Source organism: Novosphingobium rosa NBRC 15208, from assembly GCF_001598555.1.
Classification (GTDB): Bacteria; Pseudomonadota; Alphaproteobacteria; order Sphingomonadales; family Sphingomonadaceae; genus Novosphingobium; species Novosphingobium rosa.
In genome coordinates this window covers 14,687-35,190 of record NZ_BCZE01000074.1, presented here as the reverse complement: position 1 = coordinate 35,190, position 20,504 = coordinate 14,687, and the positions used below count along the sequence as shown (strand labels likewise).

Sequence of the window (20,504 nt, the reverse complement as noted above, 5' to 3'; positions counted from 1 at the left end):
ATTTCTCTTCTTAACCTTCTAAGCTTTATGGAGCCATGACGATCCTGCCCATTACTCCGCCGACCTCGACCCAGCTTGCCGGTCGGTCGGCGCGCCCGCTGTATATGGGCCCGCGCATCAAGCGCCTGCGCCGCGAGCTGGGGCTGACCCAGCAGGCCATGGCCGCCGATCTGGAGATTTCGCCCTCTTACGTCGCCCTGATGGAGCGCAACCAGCGCCCGGTCACCGCCGATCTGCTGCTGCGGCTGGCGCGCACCTATCAGCTCGATATTTCGGAGCTGGCGGCTGATGACGGTGCAGATTACAACCGCCGCCTGACCGAGGTGCTGCGCGATCCCATCTTCGCCGGCATCGATATGCCCGCGCTGGAGGTGGCCGATCTGGCGACCTCCTTTCCCGGCATGTCGGAAGCTTTGCTGCGGCTTTACGGCGCCTACACGCGCGAGCAGGCAGCGCTGGCCGACCGGCAGGCGGAGCTGGGCGCGGGCCTGCCCGATCCGGTGGTCGAGGCGCGACGCTTTCTGGCCGCCCATCGCAACCATTTCCCCACGCTGGAGGCGAGCGCGGAAAATCTCGCTGCCGCCATTGCGCGGGAGGGAGATGGGGCCACATGGCTGGCGCGCACGCATGGCATTCGCACGCGGTTCCTGCCGCCCTACGTGATGATGGGCTCGATCCGGCGGTTTGACCGGCACAACCGGCAACTGCTGCTGGATGAGGGGCTTTATCCGGCCACCCGCGCTTTCCAGATCGCGCTGCAGATCGTGTGGCATGAGTGCCGCGCGCAGATCACCGAGATTGCCCGCGCTATGGGCGACGAGCAGGAAGAAGGCGCGGCCCGCACGGCGGTGCATCTCGTGAAGCGGGCGCTGGCCAGCTATACGGCGGGCGCGATCCTGATGCCTTACGACCGCTTCGCCCGCGTGGTGGAGGAACGGGCCTATGATATCGAGGCGGTGGCCCGCGTTTTCGGCACCAGCTTCGAGCAGACCGCGCATCGCTTCACCACTTTGGGCAGGCCGAGTGGGCAGAATGGCAGCGCGCATGTGCCCTTCTTCTTCATCCGCGTCGATGGGGCAGGGAATGTTTCCAAGCGGCTGGATGGGGCGGGCTTTCCCTTCGCCGCGCATGGCGGCGGCTGTCCGCTGTGGAGCGTGCATCAGGTTTTCGCCACGCCCTTGCAGGTGGTGACGCAATGGCTGGAACTGCCGGATGGGCAGCGCTTCTTTTCCATCGCGCGCACGGTGGAGGCGGGCGGCGGCGGCTACAACCGGCCTCGCGCGATCCGCGCCGTGGCGCTGGCCTGCGCGGCGGAGCATGCGCCGCGTCTGGCCTATGCGCAGGGGCTCAATCCGCGCAGCGTTCCGGCCACGCCGATCGGCATCACCTGCCGCCTGTGCCATCGGCCCGATTGCGTGGCGCGTGCCCTGCCGCCGATCGGGCGGGACATCATGCCGGATGACACCAGCCGCTCGGCCACGCCTCTGGGGCTGGCGGAGGGCTGACTGGGCCCTGTGGCAAGCCCTTAGGCGCGCTTAGGCGGAACACAACCGCGACTCGTTTAAACCGAGTCTCGCAAACGGCGCCACACATTCCCGGGCCGCTTTGCGCATGACCTTGAACGTCGTCCCCTGGCGGGCGGACCGCAATCCCTCCCCGGTCCGCCCGCTTGTTTTTTGCGGGGTCAGGCGTCAGTCGCGGAAATCCTCGCCGACAAGGTCCAGATAGGCGATCACATCATTGTCGGTGGCGAGGTAAAGGCCTTCCTGCACCTCCTGCGGCTGCTGATCGGCCACGATCAGCGCCTGAGACAGCGGGCCGTAGAACAGGGTGGAGGCCGCGCCGCCCTCGCTGTCGCCATCAAGGTGATAGAGCCGCACCGTGGCGCCATCGTTGGTGGTGCGCATCAGTCCTTCTCCAGCTTTGCGCCATCGACGATACGCGTCACGCGGGCCGCTTCCGCCGCGCGAATCTGGCGCTCGCCCTTGGTGGCGCCGAATTTGGCGCGGTTGGTTGCGGCGGTCTTTTCGGCAGCGTCGCGGGCCTTGGCCTTGCGGGCCAGGCGCAGATTGATGATCTCGGCCATGGCGGCACCATAGGCCCTGCGCGGGCGAGGGGGAAGGGGGCTCGCCATCGCCCCATCGCCGGGTTAGGGAATGGGGCATGACCCAGATCGCGATCCACCCCCTTGCGGGCGATGCCCTGCGCGCCGCCATCCCAGACCTTGCCCGGCTGCGCTGCGCGGTCTTTGCCGAATGGCCGTACCTCTACCACGGCGATCCCAACGCGGAATCGGACTATCTGCGCGATTTCGGCGCTTCGGAAAAAGCCGTGCTGATCGGCGCCTATGATGGTGAGCGGATCGTGGGCGTCGCCACTGCCTCGCCGATGGTCGAGCAGAAGGAAACCTACCGTCAAGCCTTCGAGGCGCGCGGGATCGACACCGCCAGCCTGTTCTATTTCGGCGAAAGCGTGCTGCTGCCCGAGTATCGCGGGCGCGGCATCGGCCATGCCTTCTTCGACCACCGCGAGGAGCAGGCCAGACGCCTCGGCGCCAAGGCCGCGACCTTTTGCGGCGTGATCCGCCCGCTGGACCATCCCGCGCGCCCTGCCGATTTCCAGCCGCTCGATCCGTTCTGGCGCAAGCGCGGCTATGAGCCTGTCGAGGGCCTGATCACCAATTTCGCCTGGAAAGACCATGGCGAGACCGAACCCAGCGAAAAGCCGATGCAATATTGGATCAAGACGCTCTGATGCCCGCTTACACCATCGCTCTGGCCCAATACCCGATCGACCAATTTCCCGACTGGGCCGCCTATGAAGCCAAGCTGACCCGCTGGGTGAAGCAGGCCGCCGCCGGGGGCGCGGCTCTCGCGGTGTTCCCTGAATATGGCGCGATGGAACTGGCCAGTCTGGATGCGGCGACGCAGAGCGACCTCCACGGCTCGCTGGCGACGGTGGCCGGGTTGATGGAGCGGGCGGACGCGCTGCATGCCGATCTGGCCGCGCGCCATGGCCTGCACATTCTGGCGGCCAGCGGGCCGGTGCTGGTGGAAGGCCATTACCTCAACCGTGCGCGGCTCTTCACGCCGCAAGGCAAGGCCGGCCATCAGGACAAGCTGATGATGACCCGCTTCGAGGCCGAGGAATGGGGCGTCTTCCCCGCCAGCGCCGTGAGCGCCCCGCTGCATCTCTTCGAGACCGCGCTGGGCCGCATCGCCATCGCCATCTGCTATGACAGCGAATTCCCCCTGATCGCCCGTGCGGCGGTGGAAGCAGGCGCGCAGCTTTTGCTGGTGCCAAGCTGCACCGACACGCCCCAAGGCTATTGGCGGGTGCGGATCGGTTCTCAGGCCCGCGCGCTGGAGGGGCAAATGTATGTCGCGCAATCGCCGACCGTGGGTCTGGCGCCGTGGTCGCCGGCGCTGGATGTGAACCATGGCGCTGCGGGGCTCTATGGCCCGCCCGATGGGCCCAAGGGCGGCGACTGGCGTTTCCCGCCCGACGGCGTGATCGCCATCGGTGCGATGGATTCTTCGCAGTGGGTTTTCGCTGAGGTCGATCTGGCGCGGGTGGAGGCTCTGCGCGCGAACGGCGGGGTGCTGCCCGCGCGGGATTGGGCGAAGCAGCCGGGGGCTGTTGAGTTGCCCAAAGTGAAAGTGGTGGATTTAAGGTAAGAAGAGAAAAAGCGAGGGGGTTACCCCCTCGCGCTCCCATAACGTCTTCCGAAGAGAAGGCGGTGGTACCGAAATGTTGCGCGCGGGCTCTCCACCTGCGTGCCGCAGGCAGCAATCTTTCTAGCCTGCGGCGCGGCAAGCTGGGCGCAAGGCCGAACCCGAGGCGCAACGTAGACAGTAAAGGGAGCGCGAGGGCGATGGCCCTCGCATTCACCTTTTCAAACCCCCTGCACATCCCGCACCAGAGGCGCATGCCGATCCACCAGAATCGCGCTTGCCTCGTTCAGCCCGATCAGCTCCACCGCGATGCCATGGCGGCGCATGCGGGTGACGACATCCTCCAGCGCGCCGACGGCGGTGATGTCCCACAAATGCGCTTGCGTGAGGTCGATGCGGACATGCGCCGCCGTGTCGCGCAGATCGAAGTGGTCGGCGAAGATATCCGCGCTGGCGAAGAAGATCTGGCCGGAGACGGTGTAGCGGCGGGTGTCGGTGGGGGCATCGTAGCCCACCTGCACCGCCATCAGCCGCGTGACCTTGAAGGCGAAGAACACGCCCGAGAGCAGCACGCCCACGCCGACGCCTGCGGACAAATCATGCGTGGCAACTGTCACTGCCACGGTCGCCAGCATCACGATGCCAGAGACCTTGGGATGGCGGGCCAGGTCGCTGATCGAGCTCCATGAGAAGGTGCTGATCGAGACCATGATCATGATCGCCACCAGCGCAGCGACGGGCACCTTTTCGGCCCAGGGGCGCAGGGGCACCATCACCAGCAGCAGGAAGACGCCCGCCACCAGCGTGGAGAGCCTGCCGCGCCCGCCATAGCGCACATTGCCCACAGTCTGCCCGATCATGCCACAGCCCGCGATGCCGCCGAACAGGCCGACCGCCACATTCGCCAACCCAAGGCCGGTGCATTCGCGGGCCTTGGAGCTGGTGGTTTCGGTCAGGTCATCCACCACGCTGGCGGTCATCATCGATTCCAGCAGGCCCACCGCTGCCATGGCGAAGGCGTAGGGGGCGACGATCTTGAGCGTCTCAAGGCTAAGCGGGATGGCGGGCAGGGCGAAGCTTGGCAGCGATGAGGGCAGGCGGCCCAGATCGGCCACGGTGCGGATCGGCATGGGGATGGCGATGCTCACCACCGTCAGCACCACGATGCAGATCAGGGGCGAGGGGATCGCGGTGGTCAGGCGCGGGAGCAGGTAGATGATGGCAAGGCCCAGCGCGATCATCGCATAGGTGTGCCAGTCGACGCCCAGCATCTGGGGCACCTGTGCGGAAAAGATCAGGATCGCCAGTGCGTTGACAAAGCCTGTCCGGACCGAGCGGGACACGAAGCGCAGCAGCACATCCAGCCCCAGCAGGCCGAAGAGGATCTGAAAAAGCCCGGCCATCACCGTGGCGGTCAGCAGATAGGGCAGGCCATGGGCATGAACCAGCGCGGCGGCCACCAGCGCCACCGAGCCTGCCGCGCCCGAGATCATCGCCGGGCGTCCTCCGGCAAAGGCGATGACGATGCCGATCACGAAGGAGGCGAACAGCCCTACCTGCGGATCGACGCCCGCCACGAAGGAAAAAGCGATCACCTCGGGGATGAGCGCGAAGGTGCCGACCATGCCGGCAAGGATGTCGCGCCGAGCGGCGCTGGCCCCGCCGAACCATTCGGCGCGGTAACGGGCAAGGGTAAGGGCAGTCATGCAAAATCCGCGTGTGATTGGGCCGCAGGCGTCGCCAGAGAGGCGAAGGGAGATGTCTGCGGCGAGGCCCAAAAGGCTTGGGCGTTGTCCGGCGGATCGGCGGCCGGAAGAGCCACCCGGAATTTCACCGGGTCCATGCGAATGGCGTTTCCCTTAACTGCCGGGCGCTTGTAAGGCAATGCGCAACGCTTGCCCGCCATGGCCGCGCTTGACCTGAGGCGCCAACAGGCCTAAGGGCCGCGCTGTTCGCGATGGGACGGCATGCCGCTGGCCCTGTCGTCAATGAGCTGAACATTGCCGGTGCGTGCCGGGCGTTTGTGGGGACAACCCGCTGAAAGCCCAGCGTTATCCGTCAAAGTAACCCGGTGCCGCTGGCAGGGGTGGAGCGTTTCGGTTCGCATCGGTTCTATCGGCAGGGTTCCTCCTTGCGCGATTCGCTGTGCGGCCTTTCGTCTTCACCTGTGTCGATGGTATCATCTAACAAGGTGAAGTCCCTTCATGCCTACAATCAACCAGCTGATCCGCAAGGGTCGCGAGCCGCAGAAGACCAAGTCCAAGGTCCCGGCGATGGAGCAGAACCCGCAGAAGCGCGGCGTCTGCACCCGCGTGTACACGACCACCCCGAAGAAGCCGAACTCGGCTCTCCGCAAGGTCGCCAAGATCCGTCTGACCAACAGCCGCGAAGTCATTTCGTACATCCCCGGTGAAGGCCACAACCTGCAGGAGCACTCGGTTGTGCTGATCCGCGGCGGTCGTGTGCGCGATCTTCCCGGCGTGCGTTACCACGTGCTGCGCGGCGTTCTGGATACCCAGGGCGTGAAGAACCGCAAGCAGAGCCGTTCGAAGTACGGCGCCAAGCGTCCGAAGTAATCTGGCCAAGTAAGAAGGCGAAGGGCTGAACAAGCCCTGCCTCTATTCAGGCCGCTTGCCGCGAGCCGTATAAGATAAGGAATTCATACGATGTCACGTCGTCGTCGTCCCGAGAAGCGGGAAATCCTGCCCGATCCCATGCATGGCGATCAGGTTCTGTCCAAGTTCATGAACAACCTCATGCTGGACGGCAAGAAGTCGGTTGCCGAGAGCATCGTCTATGGCGCTCTGGAAACCATGCAGACCCGTGCGAAGGCTGACCCCGTTCAGCTGTTCCACGATGCGCTGAACAATGTGAAGCCGCAGATCGAAGTGCGCAGCCGCCGCGTCGGTGGTGCGACCTATCAGGTCCCCGTCGAAGTGCGCCCCGAGCGCGCCCAGGCCCTGGCCATCCGCTGGCTGATCACCGCCGCGCGCAACCGCAGCGAGACCACCATGTCGGCCCGCCTGTCGGCTGAGCTGCTCGATGCTGCCAACAACCGCGGCAACGCCGTGAAGAAGCGCGAAGACACCCACCGTATGGCCGACGCCAACCGCGCGTTCAGCCACTATCGCTGGTAATCTGGCGCTGGCAATCTTCTGTCTGACGGGCCTGTTTTGCGGGCCCGTCACACGGATGTCACAGTACTGAACCTAAGGGCAGGGGCCTTACCGGCTCCAACCCGAACCCGAGGAAGCAACCATGGCACGCAGCCATCCGCTCTCGATGTACCGTAATATCGGCATCATGGCGCATATCGACGCTGGCAAGACCACGACGACCGAACGCATCCTTTACTACACCGGCAAGTCCTACAAGATCGGCGAAGTCCATGACGGCGCCGCCACGATGGACTGGATGGAGCAGGAGCAGGAGCGCGGCATCACGATCACGTCGGCCGCCACCACCTGCTTCTGGAACGACCACCGCATCAACATCATCGACACCCCCGGCCACGTCGACTTCACGATTGAAGTCGAGCGTTCGCTGCGCGTGCTCGACGGTGCGGTTGCCTGCTTCGACGGCGTTGCCGGCGTGGAGCCGCAGTCGGAAACCGTGTGGCGCCAGGCTGACAAGTACGGCGTTCCGCGCATGTGCTTCATCAACAAGCTGGACCGCACCGGTGCCAACTTCAAGTATTGCGTGCAGTCGATCATCGATCGTCTGGGCGCCAAGCCGGCCGTGCTCTACATTCCGATCGGTCTCGAAGCCGATCTGAAGGGTCTGGTCGATCTGGTGCACAACCGCGCGATCATCTGGAAAGACGAGTCGCTGGGCGCCGAGTTCTTCTACGAAGAAATCCCCGCCGACCTGGCCGACGAAGCCGCCGAGTACCGCTCGCGCCTCATCGAGCTCGCCGTCGAGCAGGACGATGACGCGATGGAAGCCTATCTGGAAGGCAACGAGCCCGACGCCGAGACGCTGAAGAAGCTGATCCGCAAGGGCACGCTGAACCAGTCGTTCGTGCCCGTGTGCTGCGGTTCGGCGTTCAAGAACAAGGGCGTGCAGCCCCTGCTCGACGCCGTGGTCGACTATCTGCCTTCGCCGCTCGACATTCCTGACGTCCAGGGCGTCAAGATGGACAGCGACGAGAAGGACAGCCGTCCCCCGACGGACGACGCGCCGTTCTCGGCCCTGGCCTTCAAGGTCATGAACGATCCCTTCGTGGGCTCGCTCACCTTCATCCGCATCTATTCGGGTACGCTCACCAAGGGCACCTACCTGAACTCGGTGAAGGACAAGAAGGAAAAGGTCGGTCGTATGCTGGAAATGCATGCGAACGAGCGCAAGGACATCGAAGAAGCCTTCGCGGGCGACATCATCGCCCTTGCCGGCATGAAGGAAACGACCACCGGCGACACGCTGTGCGCCGAGCGTCAGCCCATCGTGCTGGAGCGCATGGAATTCCCCGAGCCCGTGATCGAGCTGTCGGTGGAGCCTAAGACCAAGGCTGACCAGGAGAAGATGGGCGTTGCCCTGAACCGCCTGTCGGCCGAGGATCCCTCGTTCCGCGTCTCGACCGATCACGAATCGGGCCAGACGATCATCAAGGGCATGGGCGAGCTTCACCTCGACATCATCGTCGATCGCATGAAGCGCGAGTTCAAGGTCGAGGCCAACGTCGGCGCGCCGCAGGTGGCTTACCGCGAATATCTCGGCAAGCCGGTCGATCTGGACTTCACCCACAAGAAGCAGTCGGGTGGTACGGGTCAGTTCGGTCGCGTGAAGGTCAAGGTCACGCCGGGCGAGCGCGGTTCGGGCTTCGTCTTCAAGGACGAGATCAAGGGCGGTAACATTCCGAAGGAATACATCCCCGCCATTGAAAAGGGCTTCCGTGAAACCGCTCTGACGGGTTCGCTGATCGGCTTCCCGATCATCGACTTCGAAGTGCTGCTCTATGACGGTGCCTACCACGACGTCGACTCGTCGGCTCTGGCCTTCGAAATCTGCGCCCGTGGCGCCATGCGTGAAGTCGCCCAGAAGGCCGGCATCAAGCTGCTCGAGCCGATCATGAAGGTCGAAGTCGTTACCCCTGAGGAATTCATGGGCGACGTGATCGGCGATCTCAACAGCCGCCGTGGTCAGATCCAGGGCACCGACAGCCGCGGCAACGCACAGGTTGTCGAGGCCATGACCCCGCTGGCCAACATGTTCGGCTACGTGAACAGCCTTCGCTCGTTCACGCAGGGCCGTGCGCAGTACAGCATGCAGTTCTCGCATTACGACGAGGTTCCCTCGAACGTGGCGACCGAACTGAAGGCGAAGATGGCCTGATCCAGTTCAGGCCCGGTGACAGGGTGAGGGCGGTTTCGTCCCCCTTGAAATCGGGCCTGACGGATCAGACATAACGACACGCTTGCCTGATCGATCAGATCAGGCTAGGGGCGGCGCCTGATTTTCAGGCGTGAGTCTGGCAGGTGCCGTCCCGTTGAAAATTGACATTCGAACGAAAAGAAGGTTTGAAACATGGCTAAGGCTAAGTTTGAGCGGAACAAGCCGCACTGCAACATCGGCACCATCGGTCACGTTGACCACGGCAAGACCACGCTGACCGCCGCCATCACCAAGGTGCTGGCCGAAACCGGTGGCGCCACCTTCACCGACTATGCCAACATCGACAAGGCTCCCGAAGAGCGCGAGCGCGGCATCACGATCTCGACCGCCCACGTGGAATACGAGACCGAGAACCGTCACTACGCTCACGTCGACTGCCCCGGTCACGCTGACTATGTGAAGAACATGATCACCGGTGCCGCCCAGATGGACGGCGCGATCCTGGTGGTGAACGCTGCTGACGGCCCGATGCCCCAGACCCGCGAGCACATCCTGCTGGCCCGTCAGGTCGGCGTGCCCGCCCTGGTCGTGTACATGAACAAGGTTGACCAGGTCGACGACGAGGAAATCCTCGAGCTGGTCGAGCTGGAAGTGCGCGAGCTGCTGTCGTCGTACGACTTCCCCGGTGACGACATTCCTATCGTCAAGGGTTCGGCTCTGGCCGCTCTGGAAGGCCGCGACGACAAGATCGGCAAGGAATCGATCCAGGCTCTGATGGCCGCTGTCGACAGCTACATCCCGCAGCCCCCCCGTCCGACCGACCGTCCGTTCCTGATGCCCGTCGAAGACGTGTTCTCGATCTCGGGTCGTGGTACGGTTGTGACCGGCCGCGTCGAGACCGGCATCGTCAAGGTTGGCGAGGAAGTCGAGATCATCGGTCTGAAGGCCACCGCCAAGACCACCGTGACCGGCGTGGAAATGTTCCGCAAGCTGCTCGACCAGGGTGAAGCCGGCGACAACATCGGCGCCCTGTGCCGCGGCATCAAGCGTGAAGACGTTGAGCGTGGCCAGGTTCTGGCCAAGCCCGGCACCTGCACCCCGCACACCAACTTCGAATCGGAAGTCTACGTGCTGTCGAAGGATGAAGGTGGCCGTCACACGCCGTTCTTCGCCAACTACCGCCCGCAGTTCTACTTCCGCACCACCGACGTCACGGGTTCGGTCACGCTGCCCGAGGGCACCGAGATGGTCATGCCCGGCGACAACGTGCAGCTGAAGGTCGAGCTGATCGCTCCGATCGCGATGGACGAAGGTCTGCGCTTCGCAATCCGCGAAGGCGGCCGCACCGTCGGTTCGGGGGTTGTCGCGAAGATCACCAAGTAATATAGGCCGCGCAGCCCGAGTGTGATTCGCTCCACTCGGGCTGACGGTTTTTTCTCGTTTCCCCCGGTTCCCCAAAAGGGATGAAGGCCGGGGGAAATGATTTTTTTGCTCTTTCTCATCGGTAGCAGGACATGGAAGCTCAGAACATCCGCATTCGCCTCAAGGCGTTCGACCACCGCGTGCTTGATCAGGCCACCGGCGAAATCGCCGACACCGCCCGTCGCACCGGCGCCCTCATTCGTGGCCCCATTCCTCTGCCGACCAAGATCGAGAAGTTCACGGTCAACCGTGGCCCTCACATCGACAAGAAGTCGCGTGAACAGTTTGAAGTGCGCACCTACAAGCGCCTCCTGGACATCGTGCAGCCCAACGCCGCCACCGTCGATGCTCTGATGAAGCTCGATCTTGCCGCTGGCGTTAACGTTGAAATCAAGCTGGCGTAAGCCGCGGGGGCCTGCTAAGGGCCCCCATCTCGCGTTGCCTGATTCGTCTTTTGGCTGAGTCTGGCGGGGTTTTCCGGCCCCCAGGAACGCGATGATCAAGGGATACCTCCGGCAGGGGCCTTCGGGCAAAGCCGGGCAAGCGTCCCCCGTCTTGCCACAACGCTTTTTGCGTGGTGGCGCGCAGCCCGGACGGGGCTCGTTTAAAAACAGGGCTGTAAAACATGCCTGTGGGGGATGGGCCTCCGCAGGCCTCTGTGCATTTAAGGAGTATGGATCATGCGCACCGGCGTGATCGCTAAGAAGGTGGGGATGACCCGCCTTTTCCAGGAAGACGGTCGGCACGTCCCCGTGACGGTTCTGTCGCTGGAAGATTGCCAGGTGGTTTCGGTTCGCACTGCTGAGCGTGACGGTTACGTCGCGGTCCAGCTGGGTGCGGGCGCCGCCAAGCAGAAGAATGTCGCCAAGCCGCAGCGTGAGCATTTCGCCAAGGCTGAAGTGCCGCTGAAGATGGAAGTCGCCGAATTCCGCGTCGCCGACGATGCCCTGCTCGATGTGGGTGCAACGATCGCCGCCTCGCATTTCGTCGATGGCCAGCTGGTGGACATCACGGGTCACACCCAGGGTAAGGGCTTTGCCGGCGCCATGAAGCGCTGGGGCTTCGGCGGTATGCGCGCCACCCATGGTGTGTCGATCTCTCACCGTGCGCATGGTTCGACGGGCAACCGTCAGGATCCCGGCAAGGTCTTCAAGAACAAGAAGATGGCCGGCCACATGGGTGACCGTCAGCGCACCCAGCAGAATCTCGAAGTCGTTCGCACCGACAGCGATCGCGGCCTGATCTTCGTGAAGGGCTCCGTGCCCGGCGCCAAGAACGGCTGGTTGCTGGTTCGCGATGCGGTCAAGGTTTCGCGTCACGCCGAGGCGCCGTATCCTGCCGGTCTCAAGACCGCCAACGATGCTGCTCCGGCTGTCGAAGCCGACGCTGGTCAGGAGGGTTAAGCCGTGAAGGTCCAGATCAAGAATCTCGACGGTTCGGCCGCTGCTGGCGAAATCGAACTGAACGATGCTGTGTTCGGCCTCGAGCCGCGCGCTGACATCCTGCACCGCGTTGTCACCTGGCAGCTCGAGAACCGTCGCGGCATCGCCCGTGGCGCCCGCGAGCGTTCGGACGTTGCCCGCACCGGCAAGAAGTTCGGCAACCAGAAGGGCGGCGGTTCCGCCCGTCACGGCGATCGCAAGGCTCCCGTCTTCATCGGCGGTGGTAAGGCGATGGGTCCGCGCGTTCGCGAGTTCAACATCTCGCTGAACAAGAAGATCCGCGCGCTTGGCCTCAAGCTCGCCCTGTCCTCGAAGGTCGACAATGGCCTGATCGTGGTCGACAGCCTGGAACTGGCCGAAGCCAAGACCAAGGGTCTGGCCGCCACGTTCGCCAAGGCTGGCATTGCCGGCAAGGTGCTGGTGATCGACGGTGAAGCCGTCAACGCCGGTTTCGCTCAGGCTGCTGGCAACCTCGTCGGCGTGAACGTTCTGCCCGCCGTTGGCGCCAACGTTTACGACATCCTGAAGCATGACACGCTGGTGCTGACCCGCGCCGCTGTCGAAAAGCTGGAGGCCCGTTTCAATGGCTAACGGTATCGACACGCGTCACTATGACGTGATCGTGGCGCCCCACATCACCGAGAAGACCACGCTGCTCTCCGAGCATAACGCCGTGGTGTTCAAGGTGGCTGACAAGGCGACCAAGCCCGAAATCAAGGCAGCTGTGGAAGCGCTCTTCGACGTCAAGGTCGTTGGCGTGAACACGCTGACCCAGAAGGGCAAGACCAAGCGCTGGAAGGGCAAGCCCTACAAGCGCAGCGACGTCAAGAAGGCGGTCGTGACGCTGGCTCCCGGCCAGTCGATCGACGTCACGAGCGGGATCTAACGGGCCATGGCACTTAAGAGCTATAACCCGACCAGCCCGGCCCGTCGTGGCCTCGTTCTGGTCGACAAGTCGTCCCTGTGGAAGGGCAAGCCGGTCAAGGCGCTTACCGAAGGTAAGAGCAAGACCGGTGGCCGCAACAACAAGGGCCATGTGACCTCGCGCGGTATCGCCGGCGGTCACAAGCAGAAGTATCGTTTCATCGACTTCAAGCGTCGTCGCTGGGATGCCCCCGCGACCGTGGAGCGTCTGGAATACGATCCCAACCGCACGGCCTTCATCGCTCTGGTGAAGTACGAGGACGGCGAGCAGACCTACATCCTGGCGCCTCAGCGTCTGGCCGTGGGCGATGTCATCGTCGCGGGCGAGAAGACCGACGTGAAGCCTGGCAACGCCATGCTCCTGTCGCAGATCCCGGTCGGCACCATCATCCACAACGTGGAGATGAAGCCGGGCAAGGGTGGTCAGATCGCACGTTCGGCCGGCACCTATGTGCAGGTCGTGGGTCGTGACCGTGGCATGGTGATCGTTCGCCTGAACTCGGGCGAGCAGCGTTACCTGCGTGGCGATTGCATGGGCACCGTTGGCGCCGTGTCGAACCCCGACAACGCCAACCAGCACCTGGCGAAGGCCGGTCGCAACCGTTGGCTGGGCAAGCGCCCGCTGACCCGCGGTGTGGCCAAGAACCCCGTCGACCACCCGCACGGTGGTGGTGAAGGCCGTACTTCGGGTGGTCGTCACCCGGTTACGCCTTGGGGCAAGCCGACCAAGGGTGCTCGCACGCGCCACAACAAGCGGACGGACAATATGATCATCCGCTCGCGCCACGCCAAGAAGAAGAGGTAATCGACAATGGCTCGTTCCGTTTGGAAAGGTCCTTTCGTCGACCTGCACCTGCTCAAGAAGGCGGAAGCCGCGCAGGATGCTGGCTCGCGCGCTGCCCCGGTGAAGACCTGGTCGCGCCGTTCGACGATCCTGCCGCAGTTCGTTGGTCTGACGTTTAACGTCTACAACGGGCACAAGTTCATCCCCGTGTCCGTCAACGAGGACATGGTCGGCCACAAGCTTGGTGAATTCGCGCCCACGCGCACGTTCCCGGGTCACGCCGCTGACAAGAAGGGCAAGCGCTGATGAGCAAGCCTAAAGCTCCCCGTCGCGTTGGCGACAACGAGGCCCTGTCGGTCGGCACGCAGATCCGTGGCTCGGCCCAGAAGCTGAACCTGGTGGCTGCGCTGATCCGCAACCGCAAGGCGGAAGACGCGCTCAACGTCCTGACCTTCTCGAAGAAGGCCATGGCTGTTGAAGCGAAGAAGGTGCTGGCTTCGGCCATCGCCAACGCCGAGAACAACCACAACCTGGACGTCGACAACCTCGTCGTCGTCGAGGCGTCGGTCGGCAAGTCGATCACGATGAAGCGCTTTCATACCCGCGGCCGTGGCAAGTCCACCCGCATTCTGAAGCCCTTCAGCCGTCTGCGCATCGTGGTGCGCGAAGTTCAGCAGGAGGCTTGATCCATGGGTCATAAGTCCAACCCCATCGGTCTGCGTCTGCAGATCAACCGCACCTGGGACAGCCGCTGGTATGCGGAAGGTCGCAGCTACGGCAAGCTTCTTGAGGAAGACCTCAAGATCCGCAAGTTCATCATGAAGACGCTGCCGCAGGCCGCGATCTCCAAGGTGGTGATCGAGCGTCCTGCCAAGCTGTGCCGCGTGTCGATCTATGCCGCCCGTCCGGGCGTCATCATCGGCAAGAAGGGCGCCGACATCGAGAAGCTGCGTTCGCAGCTGGCCAAGATGACCGGCAGCGACGTCAAGCTGAACATCGTCGAAATCCGCAAGCCGGAAGTCGATTCGAAGCTCGTCGCTCAGGGTATCGCGGATCAGCTGATCCGTCGTATCGCCTTCCGTCGCGCCATGAAGCGTGCGGTGCAGTCGGCTCTGCGTCTTGGCGCCGAAGGCATCAAGATCACCTGCTCGGGTCGTCTGGGCGGCGCCGAAATCGCGCGTGTGGAGTGGTATCGCGAAGGTCGCGTGCCGCTGCACACCCTGCGTGCCAACATCGATTATGCCGACGCCGAGGCGCTGACCGCCTATGGCATCATCGGTATCAAGGTCTGGATCTTCAAGGGTGAAATCCTTGGTCACGACCCGATGGCGCAGGATCGTCTCAACATGGAGGCTCAGACCTCCGGCGTGCGTCCGTCGCGCTGAGGGCTTGAGGTAACAGATCATGTTGCAACCGAAGAAAACCAAGTTCCGCAAGGCCTTCAAGGGCCGCATCAAGGGTGAAGCCAAGGGCGGCACCGATCTGAACTTCGGTTCCTACGGCCTCAAGGCCCTGGAACCCGAGCGTATCACCGCTCGCCAGATCGAAGCCGCGCGTCGCGCCATCACCCGCCACCTGCGTCGTCAGGGCCGTCTGTGGATCCGCGTGTTCCCCGACGTGCCCGTGTCGAAGAAGCCTGCCGAAGTCCGTCAGGGCAAGGGCAAGGGTTCGATCGAATATTGGGCAGCTCGCGTGAAGCCGGGCCGCATCCTGTTCGAAGTCGATGGTGTTGAAGGCAAGCTGGCTGCGGAGGCTTTCGAGCGCGCCGCCATGAAGCTGCCGATCAAGACCAAGGTTGTTGCCAAGCTTGGCGACACCTCGCATCTGGGAGGCGAATAATGACCAAGGTCACTGATCTGCGCGCCAAGAGCGACGACCAGCTCACCGAGGATCTGGGCAACCTGAAGCGCGAGGCCTTCAACCTGCGCTTCCAGGCGGCCACGAACCAGCTGGAGCGTCCGGCCCGCATCAAGGAAGTACGCCGCGACATCGCCCGCATCAAGACGCTCCAGACCGAGCGTTCGGCTGCAGCGAAGGCGTAAGGAGACAACCATGCCCAAGCGTATTCTGATCGGGACGGTTGTTTCCGACAAGACCGACAAGACCGTGGTCGTGAAGGTCGAGCGTAAGGTGAAGCATCCCATGTACGGGAAGATCATCCGTCGTTCGAAGAAGTATCACGCTCACGACGAAGACAATGCTGTGAAGATTGGCGAGGTCGTCCGCATCGAGGAGACCGCGCCCATCTCGAAGCTGAAAACCTGGAAGGTCATCGACCGGGTTCAGTCGGGCAAGACGGCGGCTGTCGAAGCCGACGTTTAAGCCTCAACAGCGCGTTGAAAAAATCGCTGGTGCTCTGGCCGTTTTGCGGCTAGGGCGCCGGCTCGTTTTTTGGAACTGCCGGACTGGTTCCGGCAAGCCTAGCGTAAGGAACCGGATCAATGATCCAGATGCAATCCCAGCTTGACGTTGCTGACAACAGCGGTGCCAAGCGTGTCCAGTGCATTAAGGTGCTGGGCGGATCGAAGCGTCGCGTTGCGGGCGTTGGCGACATCATCGTGGTGTCGATCAAGGAAGCCCAACCGCGCGCCAAGGTCAAGAAGGGCGACGTTCACCGTGCGGTGATCGTGCGCACCCGTAAGGACGTCCGTCGTCCCGACGGTTCTGTTATCCGTTTCGACGGTAACGCAGCTGTGCTGATCAACAAGAACGCGGAGCCCATCGGCACGCGTATCTTTGGCCCCGTGGTTCGCGAACTGCGCGCCAAGGGCTACATGAAGATCATCTCGCTGGCTCCGGAGGTGCTGTAATGTCCGCTGCTAAGATCAAGAAGGGCGACAACGTTGTTGTGCGCTCGGGCAAGGACAAGGGCCGCACCGGCACCGTCCTGCAGGTTCTCCCCAAGGAGGACAAGATCGTGGTTGCCGGCGTGAACATCGCCGCGCGTCACCGCAAGCCCAGCCAGGCGAACCCTCAGGGCGGCATCGACCGTCGCGAGGCTCCCATGGCGATCAGCAAGGTCGGTCTGGCCGATCCGAAGACCGGCGCGGCCACCCGCGTGCGCTTCGAGACGATCGACGGCAAGAAGGTCCGCGTTGCGGTCAAGTCCGGGGAGAAGATCGATGGCTGATAAGTATACGCCCCGCCTGAAGGGCAAGTACGACGCCGAGATCGCCAAGGCGATGACCGAGAAGTTCGGTTATACCAACGCCCTGCAGATCCCGCGCATCTCCAAGATCACGCTCAACATGGGCGTGGGCGAGGGCACTCAGGACCGCAAGAAGGTCACGACTGCCGCCGCCGAAATGGAGCTGATCGCTGGCCAGAAGCCGGTCGTGACGCGCGCGAAGAAGTCGGTTGCCCAGTTCAAGCTGCGCGAAGGCATGGCGATCGGCTGCAAGGTCACGCTGCGTCGCGAGCGCATGTATGAATTCCTGGACCGTCTGATCACGGTCGCGATGCCCCGCATCCGCGACTTCCGTGGCCTGAACCCGAAGAGCTTCGATGGCCGTGGCAACTATGCCATGGGTCTGAAGGAGCAGATCATCTTCCCGGAAATCAGCTACGACCAGATCGACAAGGTTCGTGGGATGGACATCATCGTGACCACCACGGCCAACACCGACGAAGAAGCTCGTGAGCTGCTGCGTCTTTTCGGCTTCCCCTTCCCTCAGGAAGAAGAAGCCAAGCAGGCCGCCTGAGTGCGCCCTCGCAAGGTTTAAGAAAGAGAGCTTAAGTCCATGGCGAAACTGAGTTCGATCAACAAGAACGAGCGTCGTAAGGCCCTCGTCAAGAAGTATGCTGCGAAGTATGCCAAGCTGAAGGCTGTGGCGGCTGACCAGTCGGCTGATGATACCGAGCGTCTCATCGCCCGTCTGAAGCTGGCGGAAATTCCGCGCAACGCGAATCCTACGCGCGTTCGCAACCGCTGCGCCACTACCGGCCGCCCGCGCGGCTATTATCGCAAGTTCGGCCTGTGCCGTGTTGAGCTGCGTGATCTGGCCAACAAGGGCCTGATCCCCGGCGTGACCAAGTCGAGCTGGTAAGGATACTTCGATGGCTTTGACCGATCCCCTGGGTGATATGCTCACCCGCATCCGCAACGGGCAGCAGGCGAAGAAGGATTCCGTCCTTTCGCCCGCGTCCAAGCTGCGCGCCCGCGTGCTGGAAGTTCTCCAGCGCGAGGGTTACATCCGCGGTTTCACGGAGGATGCCACTGGCCTCCATCCGCAGCTGCGCATCGAGCTGAAGTACTTCGAGGGCGAGCCCGCCATCAAGCACGTCGCTCGCGTCTCCAAGCCCGGTCGCCGGGTGTACTCGGGCAGCAAGGAGCTTCCCGTGGTGCGCAACGGCCTTGGCATCACCATCGTCTCGACGCCGCGTGGCGTGCTTTCGGATGCCGAAGCGCGCGCTGCCAACGTCGGTGGCGAAGTGCTGGCGGAGGTGTTCTAATGAGCCGCATCGGCAAGAAGCCGGTCGCTATTCCGGCCGGCGTCACCGCCACCATCAATGATGGTGTGCTCACCGTGAAGGGTGCCAAGGGCACGCTCACGCTGGGTCTGGCTGACGAGATCACCTACGCGATCGAAGATGGCGCGATTTCGGTGCAGCCCGCCAACGACACCAAGCGCGCTCGCGCGTTCTGGGGTCTGCAGCGCACGCTGGTGTCGAACCTCGTCACCGGCGTGACCGAGGGCTACAGCAAGACCCTGCTCATCACCGGCGTTGGCTACCGTGCCACGGCCCAGGGCAAGACCCTGAAGCTGCAGCTGGGCTACAGCCACGACGTCAACTTCCCTGTGCCCGAGGGCATCGAGATCAAGACCCCGGATAACACCACGGTCGAAATCTCGGGCATCGACAAGCAGAAGGTTGGCCAGGTGGCCGCGGAGATCCGTCGCTGGCGCAAGCCCGAACCCTACAAGGGCAAGGGTATCAAGTATCGCGGCGAGTTCATCTTCCGCAAGGAAGGGAAGAAGAAGTAATGGCCAAGCTGTCACTTTTTGCGCGCCGCCGTCGGCGCGTTCGCACCGCGCTCAAGGCGCGTGCCGGTGGGCGTCCTCGCCTGTCCGTGCATCGCACCGGCCGCCACATCTACGCCCAGATCATCGACGACGCTTCGGGTCGCACCGTTGCCTCGGCCTCTTCGCTCAAGAAGGGTTCCAAGGACATCGGCGCCAACGTGGCTTCGGCGACTGCCGTGGGCAAGGAGCTGGCCGAGGCCGCCAAGGCTGCCGGCATCACGACTGTCGTGTTCGATCGCGGTGGTTTCCTGTTCCATGGCCGCGTCAAGGCGCTGGCCGATGCCGCCCGTGAAGGCGGGCTGGAGTTCTGATCATGGCTGACGAAACCAACCAGGAAGTCGAGACCGTCGCAGCCGCTGCCCCCGAGGGTGGTGAGCAGCGCGAGGGTCGTCGTGGTCGCGGTCGCGGCGGTGAGCGTGGTGGCGAGCGTGGCGAACGCCGCGGTCGTCGCGATGATCGTCGTGGCAAGCCCGAGGAAGAGCAGGGCGAAGAGCTGATCGAGAAGCTGGTTCACATCAACCGCGTCTCGAAGACCGTCAAGGGCGGTAAGCGCTTCGGTTTTGCCGCTCTCGTGGTGGTCGGCGACGGCAAGGGCCGCGTGGGCTTCGGTCATGGCAAGGCGCGCGAAGTGCCTGAAGCCATCACCAAGGCAACCGCTTCGGCCAAGAAGAAGATGATCCGCGTCGCTCTGAAGGAGGGTCGTACCCTTCATCACGACGGCAAGGGCCACTTCGGCGCCGGCAAGGTGAACCTGCGTTCGGCTCCGGCCGGTACGGGCATCATCGCGGGCGGCCCGATGCGCGCTGTCTTCGAGAGCCTGGGCGTTCATGACGTGGTGACCAAGTCGGTCGGCACCTCGAACCCCTACAACATGATCCGCGCTACCTTCGCGGCTCTGGGTGAGCAGACCTCGCCCAAGTCGGTGGCGCAGCGTCGCGGCAAGAAGGTCACCGACCTGCTGTCGCGCGATGGTCATCACCACAGCGAGGCGGAGCTTGAAGCTACTGCCGCTGCGATTACGGAGTAAGCGCAATGGCAACCATCAAGCTCAAGCAGATCGGTTCGCCGATCCGCCGTCCCGAGCATCAGCGCAAGATGCTGATCGGTCTGGGCCTCAACAAGATGCATCGCGTCGTCGAGCTGCAGGACACCCCTGAAGTGCGCGGCACGATCGCCAAGCTGCCGCATCTGGTGGCCGTGGTCGACTGATCACTGCCTTGATGTGGAAGAACAGGGCCTCGGCGGAAACGCCGGGGCCTTTTTCTTTGGCGGATGTGGGGCAGGGGGGTGACAAAGCCCCGCGCTTGCCCTATGGGCCCCGCTTCCATTCAGCGCGCGGCCAGTCGGTCACGCGCTTCTTTCAGCGCGACAATAGCGAAAGCGAGTGCATTTTATGACCAAGCTCAACGAACTCTTCGACAATTATGGCGCCCGTCACCGTCGCATGCGCGTCGGCCGTGGCATCGGCTCGGGCAAGGGCAAGACTGCCGGCCGTGGTCAGAAGGGTGCCAAGGCGCGTTCGGGCGTCTCGGTGAACGGCTTCGAAGGCGGCCAGATGCCGCTCCACATGCGTCTGCCGAAGCGCGGCTTCAACAACCCCTTCGGCAAGGACTATGCCGAGGTGAACCTGGGCCTGATCCAGAAGTTCATCGAAGCCGGCAAGCTGGACATCTCGGGCGTGGTCGATCACGCCGCCCTGAAGGCCGCTGGTCTGGCCCGTGGCGGCAAGGACGGCGTGCGTCTGCTGGCCAAGGGTGAGTTCACCTCGAAGGTTGCCTTCAAGGTGACCGGCGTGTCGAAGGGCGCCCGCGCTGCCGTCGAGGCCGCTGGTGGTTCGATCGAACTGCCCGCTCCCAAGGCTGCTGCGGAATAATTCGCACATGAATTGACGGGCGGGGTTCCA

The 20,504-nt window shown here is 63.5% G+C and carries 31 protein-coding genes and 1 other annotated feature; of the genes, 28 read left to right on the top strand and 3 right to left on the bottom strand.

Going from position 1 to position 20,504, the window contains the following annotated elements:
* Nucleotides 1–35 precede the first annotated feature (35 nt).
* A complete protein-coding gene (locus SR3_RS23980; protein WP_068091622.1) occupies nucleotides 36–1,505 on the top strand; it encodes a helix-turn-helix domain-containing protein in 1,470 nt (489 codons plus the stop codon).
* 186 nt (nucleotides 1,506–1,691) lie between these two features.
* Here SR3_RS23980 and SR3_RS23975 read toward each other — a convergent pair whose 3' ends face one another.
* Together SR3_RS23975 and SR3_RS23970 are read right to left on the bottom strand one after the other, a co-directional pair.
* On the bottom strand, nucleotides 1,692–1,907 hold the full coding sequence (locus SR3_RS23975) for a hypothetical protein (protein WP_068091618.1): 216 nt from the start codon (nucleotides 1,905–1,907) through the stop codon (nucleotides 1,692–1,694).
* Nucleotides 1,907–2,086, bottom strand: coding sequence for a DUF4169 family protein (locus tag SR3_RS23970; protein WP_068091615.1), 180 nt, complete (start codon nucleotides 2,084–2,086; stop codon nucleotides 1,907–1,909). The genes SR3_RS23975 and SR3_RS23970 overlap by 1 nt, the downstream gene beginning before the upstream one ends.
* 77 nt (nucleotides 2,087–2,163) lie before the next feature.
* On the opposite strand from SR3_RS23970, the gene SR3_RS23965 reads away from it, so the two are divergent.
* Together SR3_RS23965 and SR3_RS23960 are read left to right on the top strand one after the other, a co-directional pair.
* Complete coding sequence (locus SR3_RS23965) at nucleotides 2,164–2,754, top strand: GNAT family N-acetyltransferase (protein ID WP_068091612.1); 591 nt, start codon at nucleotides 2,164–2,166, stop codon at nucleotides 2,752–2,754.
* A complete protein-coding gene (locus SR3_RS23960) occupies nucleotides 2,754–3,677 on the top strand; it encodes a carbon-nitrogen hydrolase family protein (protein WP_068091609.1) in 924 nt (307 codons plus the stop codon). The genes SR3_RS23965 and SR3_RS23960 overlap by 1 nt, the downstream gene beginning before the upstream one ends.
* Before the next feature lie 218 nt (nucleotides 3,678–3,895).
* Here the strand turns inward: SR3_RS23960 and SR3_RS23955 are convergent, their stop codons facing one another.
* Entirely contained in the window at nucleotides 3,896–5,380 is a 1,485-nt protein-coding gene (locus SR3_RS23955; RefSeq protein WP_068091606.1) for a SulP family inorganic anion transporter, read from the bottom strand.
* An 82-nt stretch (nucleotides 5,381–5,462) separates the two neighbouring features.
* Nucleotides 5,463–5,518 (bottom strand) — a sequence feature (sul1 is cis-regulatory element that is thought to sense ions involved in sulfur or methionine metabolism; They are found in Alphaproteobacteria).
* A 360-nt stretch (nucleotides 5,519–5,878) separates the two neighbouring features.
* Between SR3_RS23955 and rpsL the strand changes: the two genes are divergently transcribed.
* The 25 genes from rpsL (at nucleotide 5,879) to rplO (ending at nucleotide 20,474) form a co-directional block, all read left to right on the top strand.
* Nucleotides 5,879–6,250, top strand: coding sequence for a 30S ribosomal protein S12 (gene rpsL / locus SR3_RS23950; protein WP_068091604.1), 372 nt, complete (start codon nucleotides 5,879–5,881; stop codon nucleotides 6,248–6,250).
* A gap of 90 nt (nucleotides 6,251–6,340) precedes the next feature.
* Nucleotides 6,341–6,811: a 30S ribosomal protein S7 gene (gene rpsG, locus SR3_RS23945; RefSeq protein WP_068091601.1), complete on the top strand. Its 471-nt coding sequence runs from the start codon at nucleotides 6,341–6,343 to the stop codon at nucleotides 6,809–6,811.
* A 121-nt stretch (nucleotides 6,812–6,932) separates the two neighbouring features.
* Nucleotides 6,933–9,005: an elongation factor G gene (fusA, locus tag SR3_RS23940; protein WP_068091591.1), complete on the top strand. Its 2,073-nt coding sequence runs from the start codon at nucleotides 6,933–6,935 to the stop codon at nucleotides 9,003–9,005.
* A gap of 192 nt (nucleotides 9,006–9,197) precedes the next feature.
* Nucleotides 9,198–10,388 carry an elongation factor Tu gene (gene tuf / locus SR3_RS23935; RefSeq protein ID WP_068091588.1) on the top strand — a complete coding sequence of 397 codons (1,191 nt, stop codon included), beginning with the start codon at nucleotides 9,198–9,200 and terminating at the stop codon, nucleotides 10,386–10,388.
* 131 nt (nucleotides 10,389–10,519) lie between these two features.
* On the top strand, nucleotides 10,520–10,831 hold the full coding sequence (gene rpsJ / locus SR3_RS23930) for a 30S ribosomal protein S10 (RefSeq protein WP_007011873.1): 312 nt from the start codon (nucleotides 10,520–10,522) through the stop codon (nucleotides 10,829–10,831).
* Between the two features lie 276 nt (nucleotides 10,832–11,107).
* Nucleotides 11,108–11,830, top strand: a complete 723-nt coding sequence (rplC, locus tag SR3_RS23925; protein WP_068091585.1) for a 50S ribosomal protein L3 — start codon at nucleotides 11,108–11,110, stop codon at nucleotides 11,828–11,830.
* 3 nt (nucleotides 11,831–11,833) lie between these two features.
* Entirely contained in the window at nucleotides 11,834–12,460 is a 627-nt protein-coding gene (gene rplD / locus SR3_RS23920; protein WP_068091582.1) for a 50S ribosomal protein L4, read from the top strand.
* Nucleotides 12,453–12,755: a 50S ribosomal protein L23 gene (locus tag SR3_RS23915; RefSeq protein ID WP_068091579.1), complete on the top strand. Its 303-nt coding sequence runs from the start codon at nucleotides 12,453–12,455 to the stop codon at nucleotides 12,753–12,755. Before rplD ends, SR3_RS23915 begins: the two co-directional genes overlap by 8 nt.
* A 6-nt stretch (nucleotides 12,756–12,761) precedes the next feature.
* Nucleotides 12,762–13,598, top strand: coding sequence for a 50S ribosomal protein L2 (rplB, locus tag SR3_RS23910; protein WP_068091576.1), 837 nt, complete (start codon nucleotides 12,762–12,764; stop codon nucleotides 13,596–13,598).
* 6 nt (nucleotides 13,599–13,604) lie between these two features.
* Nucleotides 13,605–13,883, top strand: a complete 279-nt coding sequence (gene rpsS, locus SR3_RS23905; RefSeq protein WP_068091572.1) for a 30S ribosomal protein S19 — start codon at nucleotides 13,605–13,607, stop codon at nucleotides 13,881–13,883.
* Entirely contained in the window at nucleotides 13,883–14,263 is a 381-nt protein-coding gene (gene rplV, locus SR3_RS23900; protein WP_068091568.1) for a 50S ribosomal protein L22, read from the top strand. Before rpsS ends, rplV begins: the two co-directional genes overlap by 1 nt.
* A 3-nt stretch (nucleotides 14,264–14,266) precedes the next feature.
* Entirely contained in the window at nucleotides 14,267–14,962 is a 696-nt protein-coding gene (rpsC, locus tag SR3_RS23895) for a 30S ribosomal protein S3 (RefSeq protein ID WP_068091565.1), read from the top strand.
* A gap of 19 nt (nucleotides 14,963–14,981) precedes the next feature.
* Entirely contained in the window at nucleotides 14,982–15,416 is a 435-nt protein-coding gene (rplP, locus tag SR3_RS23890) for a 50S ribosomal protein L16 (RefSeq protein ID WP_068091562.1), read from the top strand.
* Complete coding sequence (gene rpmC / locus SR3_RS23885; protein ID WP_068091558.1) at nucleotides 15,416–15,619, top strand: 50S ribosomal protein L29; 204 nt, start codon at nucleotides 15,416–15,418, stop codon at nucleotides 15,617–15,619. The genes rplP and rpmC overlap by 1 nt, the downstream gene beginning before the upstream one ends.
* A gap of 10 nt (nucleotides 15,620–15,629) precedes the next feature.
* Nucleotides 15,630–15,899, top strand: a complete 270-nt coding sequence (gene rpsQ / locus SR3_RS23880; protein WP_068091555.1) for a 30S ribosomal protein S17 — start codon at nucleotides 15,630–15,632, stop codon at nucleotides 15,897–15,899.
* A 119-nt stretch (nucleotides 15,900–16,018) separates the two neighbouring features.
* Nucleotides 16,019–16,387: a 50S ribosomal protein L14 gene (rplN, locus tag SR3_RS23875; protein ID WP_068091552.1), complete on the top strand. Its 369-nt coding sequence runs from the start codon at nucleotides 16,019–16,021 to the stop codon at nucleotides 16,385–16,387.
* Nucleotides 16,387–16,707 (top strand): 50S ribosomal protein L24, encoded by a 321-nt coding sequence (gene rplX, locus SR3_RS23870; protein ID WP_068091549.1) that lies wholly within the window; start codon nucleotides 16,387–16,389, stop codon nucleotides 16,705–16,707. Before rplN ends, rplX begins: the two co-directional genes overlap by 1 nt.
* On the top strand, nucleotides 16,700–17,278 hold the full coding sequence (gene rplE, locus SR3_RS23865) for a 50S ribosomal protein L5 (RefSeq protein WP_068091546.1): 579 nt from the start codon (nucleotides 16,700–16,702) through the stop codon (nucleotides 17,276–17,278). The genes rplX and rplE overlap by 8 nt, the downstream gene beginning before the upstream one ends.
* A 39-nt stretch (nucleotides 17,279–17,317) precedes the next feature.
* Nucleotides 17,318–17,623, top strand: coding sequence for a 30S ribosomal protein S14 (rpsN, locus tag SR3_RS23860; protein ID WP_068091543.1), 306 nt, complete (start codon nucleotides 17,318–17,320; stop codon nucleotides 17,621–17,623).
* A gap of 10 nt (nucleotides 17,624–17,633) precedes the next feature.
* On the top strand, nucleotides 17,634–18,029 hold the full coding sequence (rpsH, locus tag SR3_RS23855; RefSeq protein WP_068091540.1) for a 30S ribosomal protein S8: 396 nt from the start codon (nucleotides 17,634–17,636) through the stop codon (nucleotides 18,027–18,029).
* A complete protein-coding gene (rplF, locus tag SR3_RS23850; RefSeq protein ID WP_068091537.1) occupies nucleotides 18,029–18,562 on the top strand; it encodes a 50S ribosomal protein L6 in 534 nt (177 codons plus the stop codon). The genes rpsH and rplF overlap by 1 nt, the downstream gene beginning before the upstream one ends.
* Nucleotides 18,562–18,912 (top strand): 50S ribosomal protein L18, encoded by a 351-nt coding sequence (gene rplR, locus SR3_RS23845; protein ID WP_068091534.1) that lies wholly within the window; start codon nucleotides 18,562–18,564, stop codon nucleotides 18,910–18,912. The genes rplF and rplR overlap by 1 nt, the downstream gene beginning before the upstream one ends.
* Nucleotides 18,913–18,914: 2 nt before the next feature.
* The gene (gene rpsE / locus SR3_RS23840; RefSeq protein ID WP_068091531.1) at nucleotides 18,915–19,628 is read left to right on the top strand and encodes a 30S ribosomal protein S5; all 714 of its coding nucleotides are present in this window, start codon (nucleotides 18,915–18,917) and stop codon (nucleotides 19,626–19,628) included.
* A 5-nt stretch (nucleotides 19,629–19,633) separates the two neighbouring features.
* Nucleotides 19,634–19,810 carry a 50S ribosomal protein L30 gene (rpmD, locus tag SR3_RS23835; RefSeq protein WP_068091528.1) on the top strand — a complete coding sequence of 59 codons (177 nt, stop codon included), beginning with the start codon at nucleotides 19,634–19,636 and terminating at the stop codon, nucleotides 19,808–19,810.
* Nucleotides 19,811–19,994: 184 nt separating this feature from the next.
* Nucleotides 19,995–20,474 carry a 50S ribosomal protein L15 gene (gene rplO, locus SR3_RS23830; RefSeq protein ID WP_068091525.1) on the top strand — a complete coding sequence of 160 codons (480 nt, stop codon included), beginning with the start codon at nucleotides 19,995–19,997 and terminating at the stop codon, nucleotides 20,472–20,474.
* Nucleotides 20,475–20,504 lie beyond the last annotated feature (30 nt).

Bases quoted from the DNA above. Each gene is read 5' to 3' on its own strand.
- rpsJ (WP_007011873.1), top strand. From the start codon at position 10,520: ATGGAAGCTCAGAACATCCGCATTCGCCTCAAGGCGTTCGACCACCGC.
- rpsE (WP_068091531.1), top strand. From the start codon at position 18,915: ATGGCTGACGAAACCAACCAGGAAGTCGAGACCGTCGCAGCCGCTGCC.
- rpsN (WP_068091543.1), top strand. From the start codon at position 17,318: ATGGCGAAACTGAGTTCGATCAACAAGAACGAGCGTCGTAAGGCCCTC.
- rpmC (WP_068091558.1), top strand. From the start codon at position 15,416: ATGACCAAGGTCACTGATCTGCGCGCCAAGAGCGACGACCAGCTCACC.
- rpsQ (WP_068091555.1), top strand. From the start codon at position 15,630: ATGCCCAAGCGTATTCTGATCGGGACGGTTGTTTCCGACAAGACCGAC.
- rplF (WP_068091537.1), top strand. From the start codon at position 18,029: ATGAGCCGCATCGGCAAGAAGCCGGTCGCTATTCCGGCCGGCGTCACC.
- rplR (WP_068091534.1), top strand. From the start codon at position 18,562: ATGGCCAAGCTGTCACTTTTTGCGCGCCGCCGTCGGCGCGTTCGCACC.
- rplX (WP_068091549.1), top strand. From the start codon at position 16,387: ATGTCCGCTGCTAAGATCAAGAAGGGCGACAACGTTGTTGTGCGCTCG.
- rplC (WP_068091585.1), top strand. From the start codon at position 11,108: ATGCGCACCGGCGTGATCGCTAAGAAGGTGGGGATGACCCGCCTTTTC.
- rplB (WP_068091576.1), top strand. From the start codon at position 12,762: ATGGCACTTAAGAGCTATAACCCGACCAGCCCGGCCCGTCGTGGCCTC.
- rplO (WP_068091525.1), top strand. From the start codon at position 19,995: ATGACCAAGCTCAACGAACTCTTCGACAATTATGGCGCCCGTCACCGT.
- SR3_RS23975 (WP_068091618.1), bottom strand. From the start codon at position 1,907: ATGCGCACCACCAACGATGGCGCCACGGTGCGGCTCTATCACCTTGAT.
- rplN (WP_068091552.1), top strand. From the start codon at position 16,019: ATGATCCAGATGCAATCCCAGCTTGACGTTGCTGACAACAGCGGTGCC.
- rpmD (WP_068091528.1), top strand. From the start codon at position 19,634: ATGGCAACCATCAAGCTCAAGCAGATCGGTTCGCCGATCCGCCGTCCC.
- SR3_RS23980 (WP_068091622.1), top strand. From the start codon at position 36: ATGACGATCCTGCCCATTACTCCGCCGACCTCGACCCAGCTTGCCGGT.
- rpsL (WP_068091604.1), top strand. From the start codon at position 5,879: ATGCCTACAATCAACCAGCTGATCCGCAAGGGTCGCGAGCCGCAGAAG.
- SR3_RS23970 (WP_068091615.1), bottom strand. From the start codon at position 2,086: ATGGCCGAGATCATCAATCTGCGCCTGGCCCGCAAGGCCAAGGCCCGC.
- SR3_RS23915 (WP_068091579.1), top strand. From the start codon at position 12,453: ATGGCTAACGGTATCGACACGCGTCACTATGACGTGATCGTGGCGCCC.
- rpsC (WP_068091565.1), top strand. From the start codon at position 14,267: ATGGGTCATAAGTCCAACCCCATCGGTCTGCGTCTGCAGATCAACCGC.
- rpsG (WP_068091601.1), top strand. From the start codon at position 6,341: ATGTCACGTCGTCGTCGTCCCGAGAAGCGGGAAATCCTGCCCGATCCC.
- rplP (WP_068091562.1), top strand. From the start codon at position 14,982: ATGTTGCAACCGAAGAAAACCAAGTTCCGCAAGGCCTTCAAGGGCCGC.
- fusA (WP_068091591.1), top strand. From the start codon at position 6,933: ATGGCACGCAGCCATCCGCTCTCGATGTACCGTAATATCGGCATCATG.
- SR3_RS23955 (WP_068091606.1), bottom strand. From the start codon at position 5,380: ATGACTGCCCTTACCCTTGCCCGTTACCGCGCCGAATGGTTCGGCGGG.
- SR3_RS23960 (WP_068091609.1), top strand. From the start codon at position 2,754: ATGCCCGCTTACACCATCGCTCTGGCCCAATACCCGATCGACCAATTT.
- rpsH (WP_068091540.1), top strand. From the start codon at position 17,634: ATGGCTTTGACCGATCCCCTGGGTGATATGCTCACCCGCATCCGCAAC.
- SR3_RS23965 (WP_068091612.1), top strand. From the start codon at position 2,164: ATGACCCAGATCGCGATCCACCCCCTTGCGGGCGATGCCCTGCGCGCC.
- rpsS (WP_068091572.1), top strand. From the start codon at position 13,605: ATGGCTCGTTCCGTTTGGAAAGGTCCTTTCGTCGACCTGCACCTGCTC.
- rplE (WP_068091546.1), top strand. From the start codon at position 16,700: ATGGCTGATAAGTATACGCCCCGCCTGAAGGGCAAGTACGACGCCGAG.
- tuf (WP_068091588.1), top strand. From the start codon at position 9,198: ATGGCTAAGGCTAAGTTTGAGCGGAACAAGCCGCACTGCAACATCGGC.
- rplV (WP_068091568.1), top strand. From the start codon at position 13,883: ATGAGCAAGCCTAAAGCTCCCCGTCGCGTTGGCGACAACGAGGCCCTG.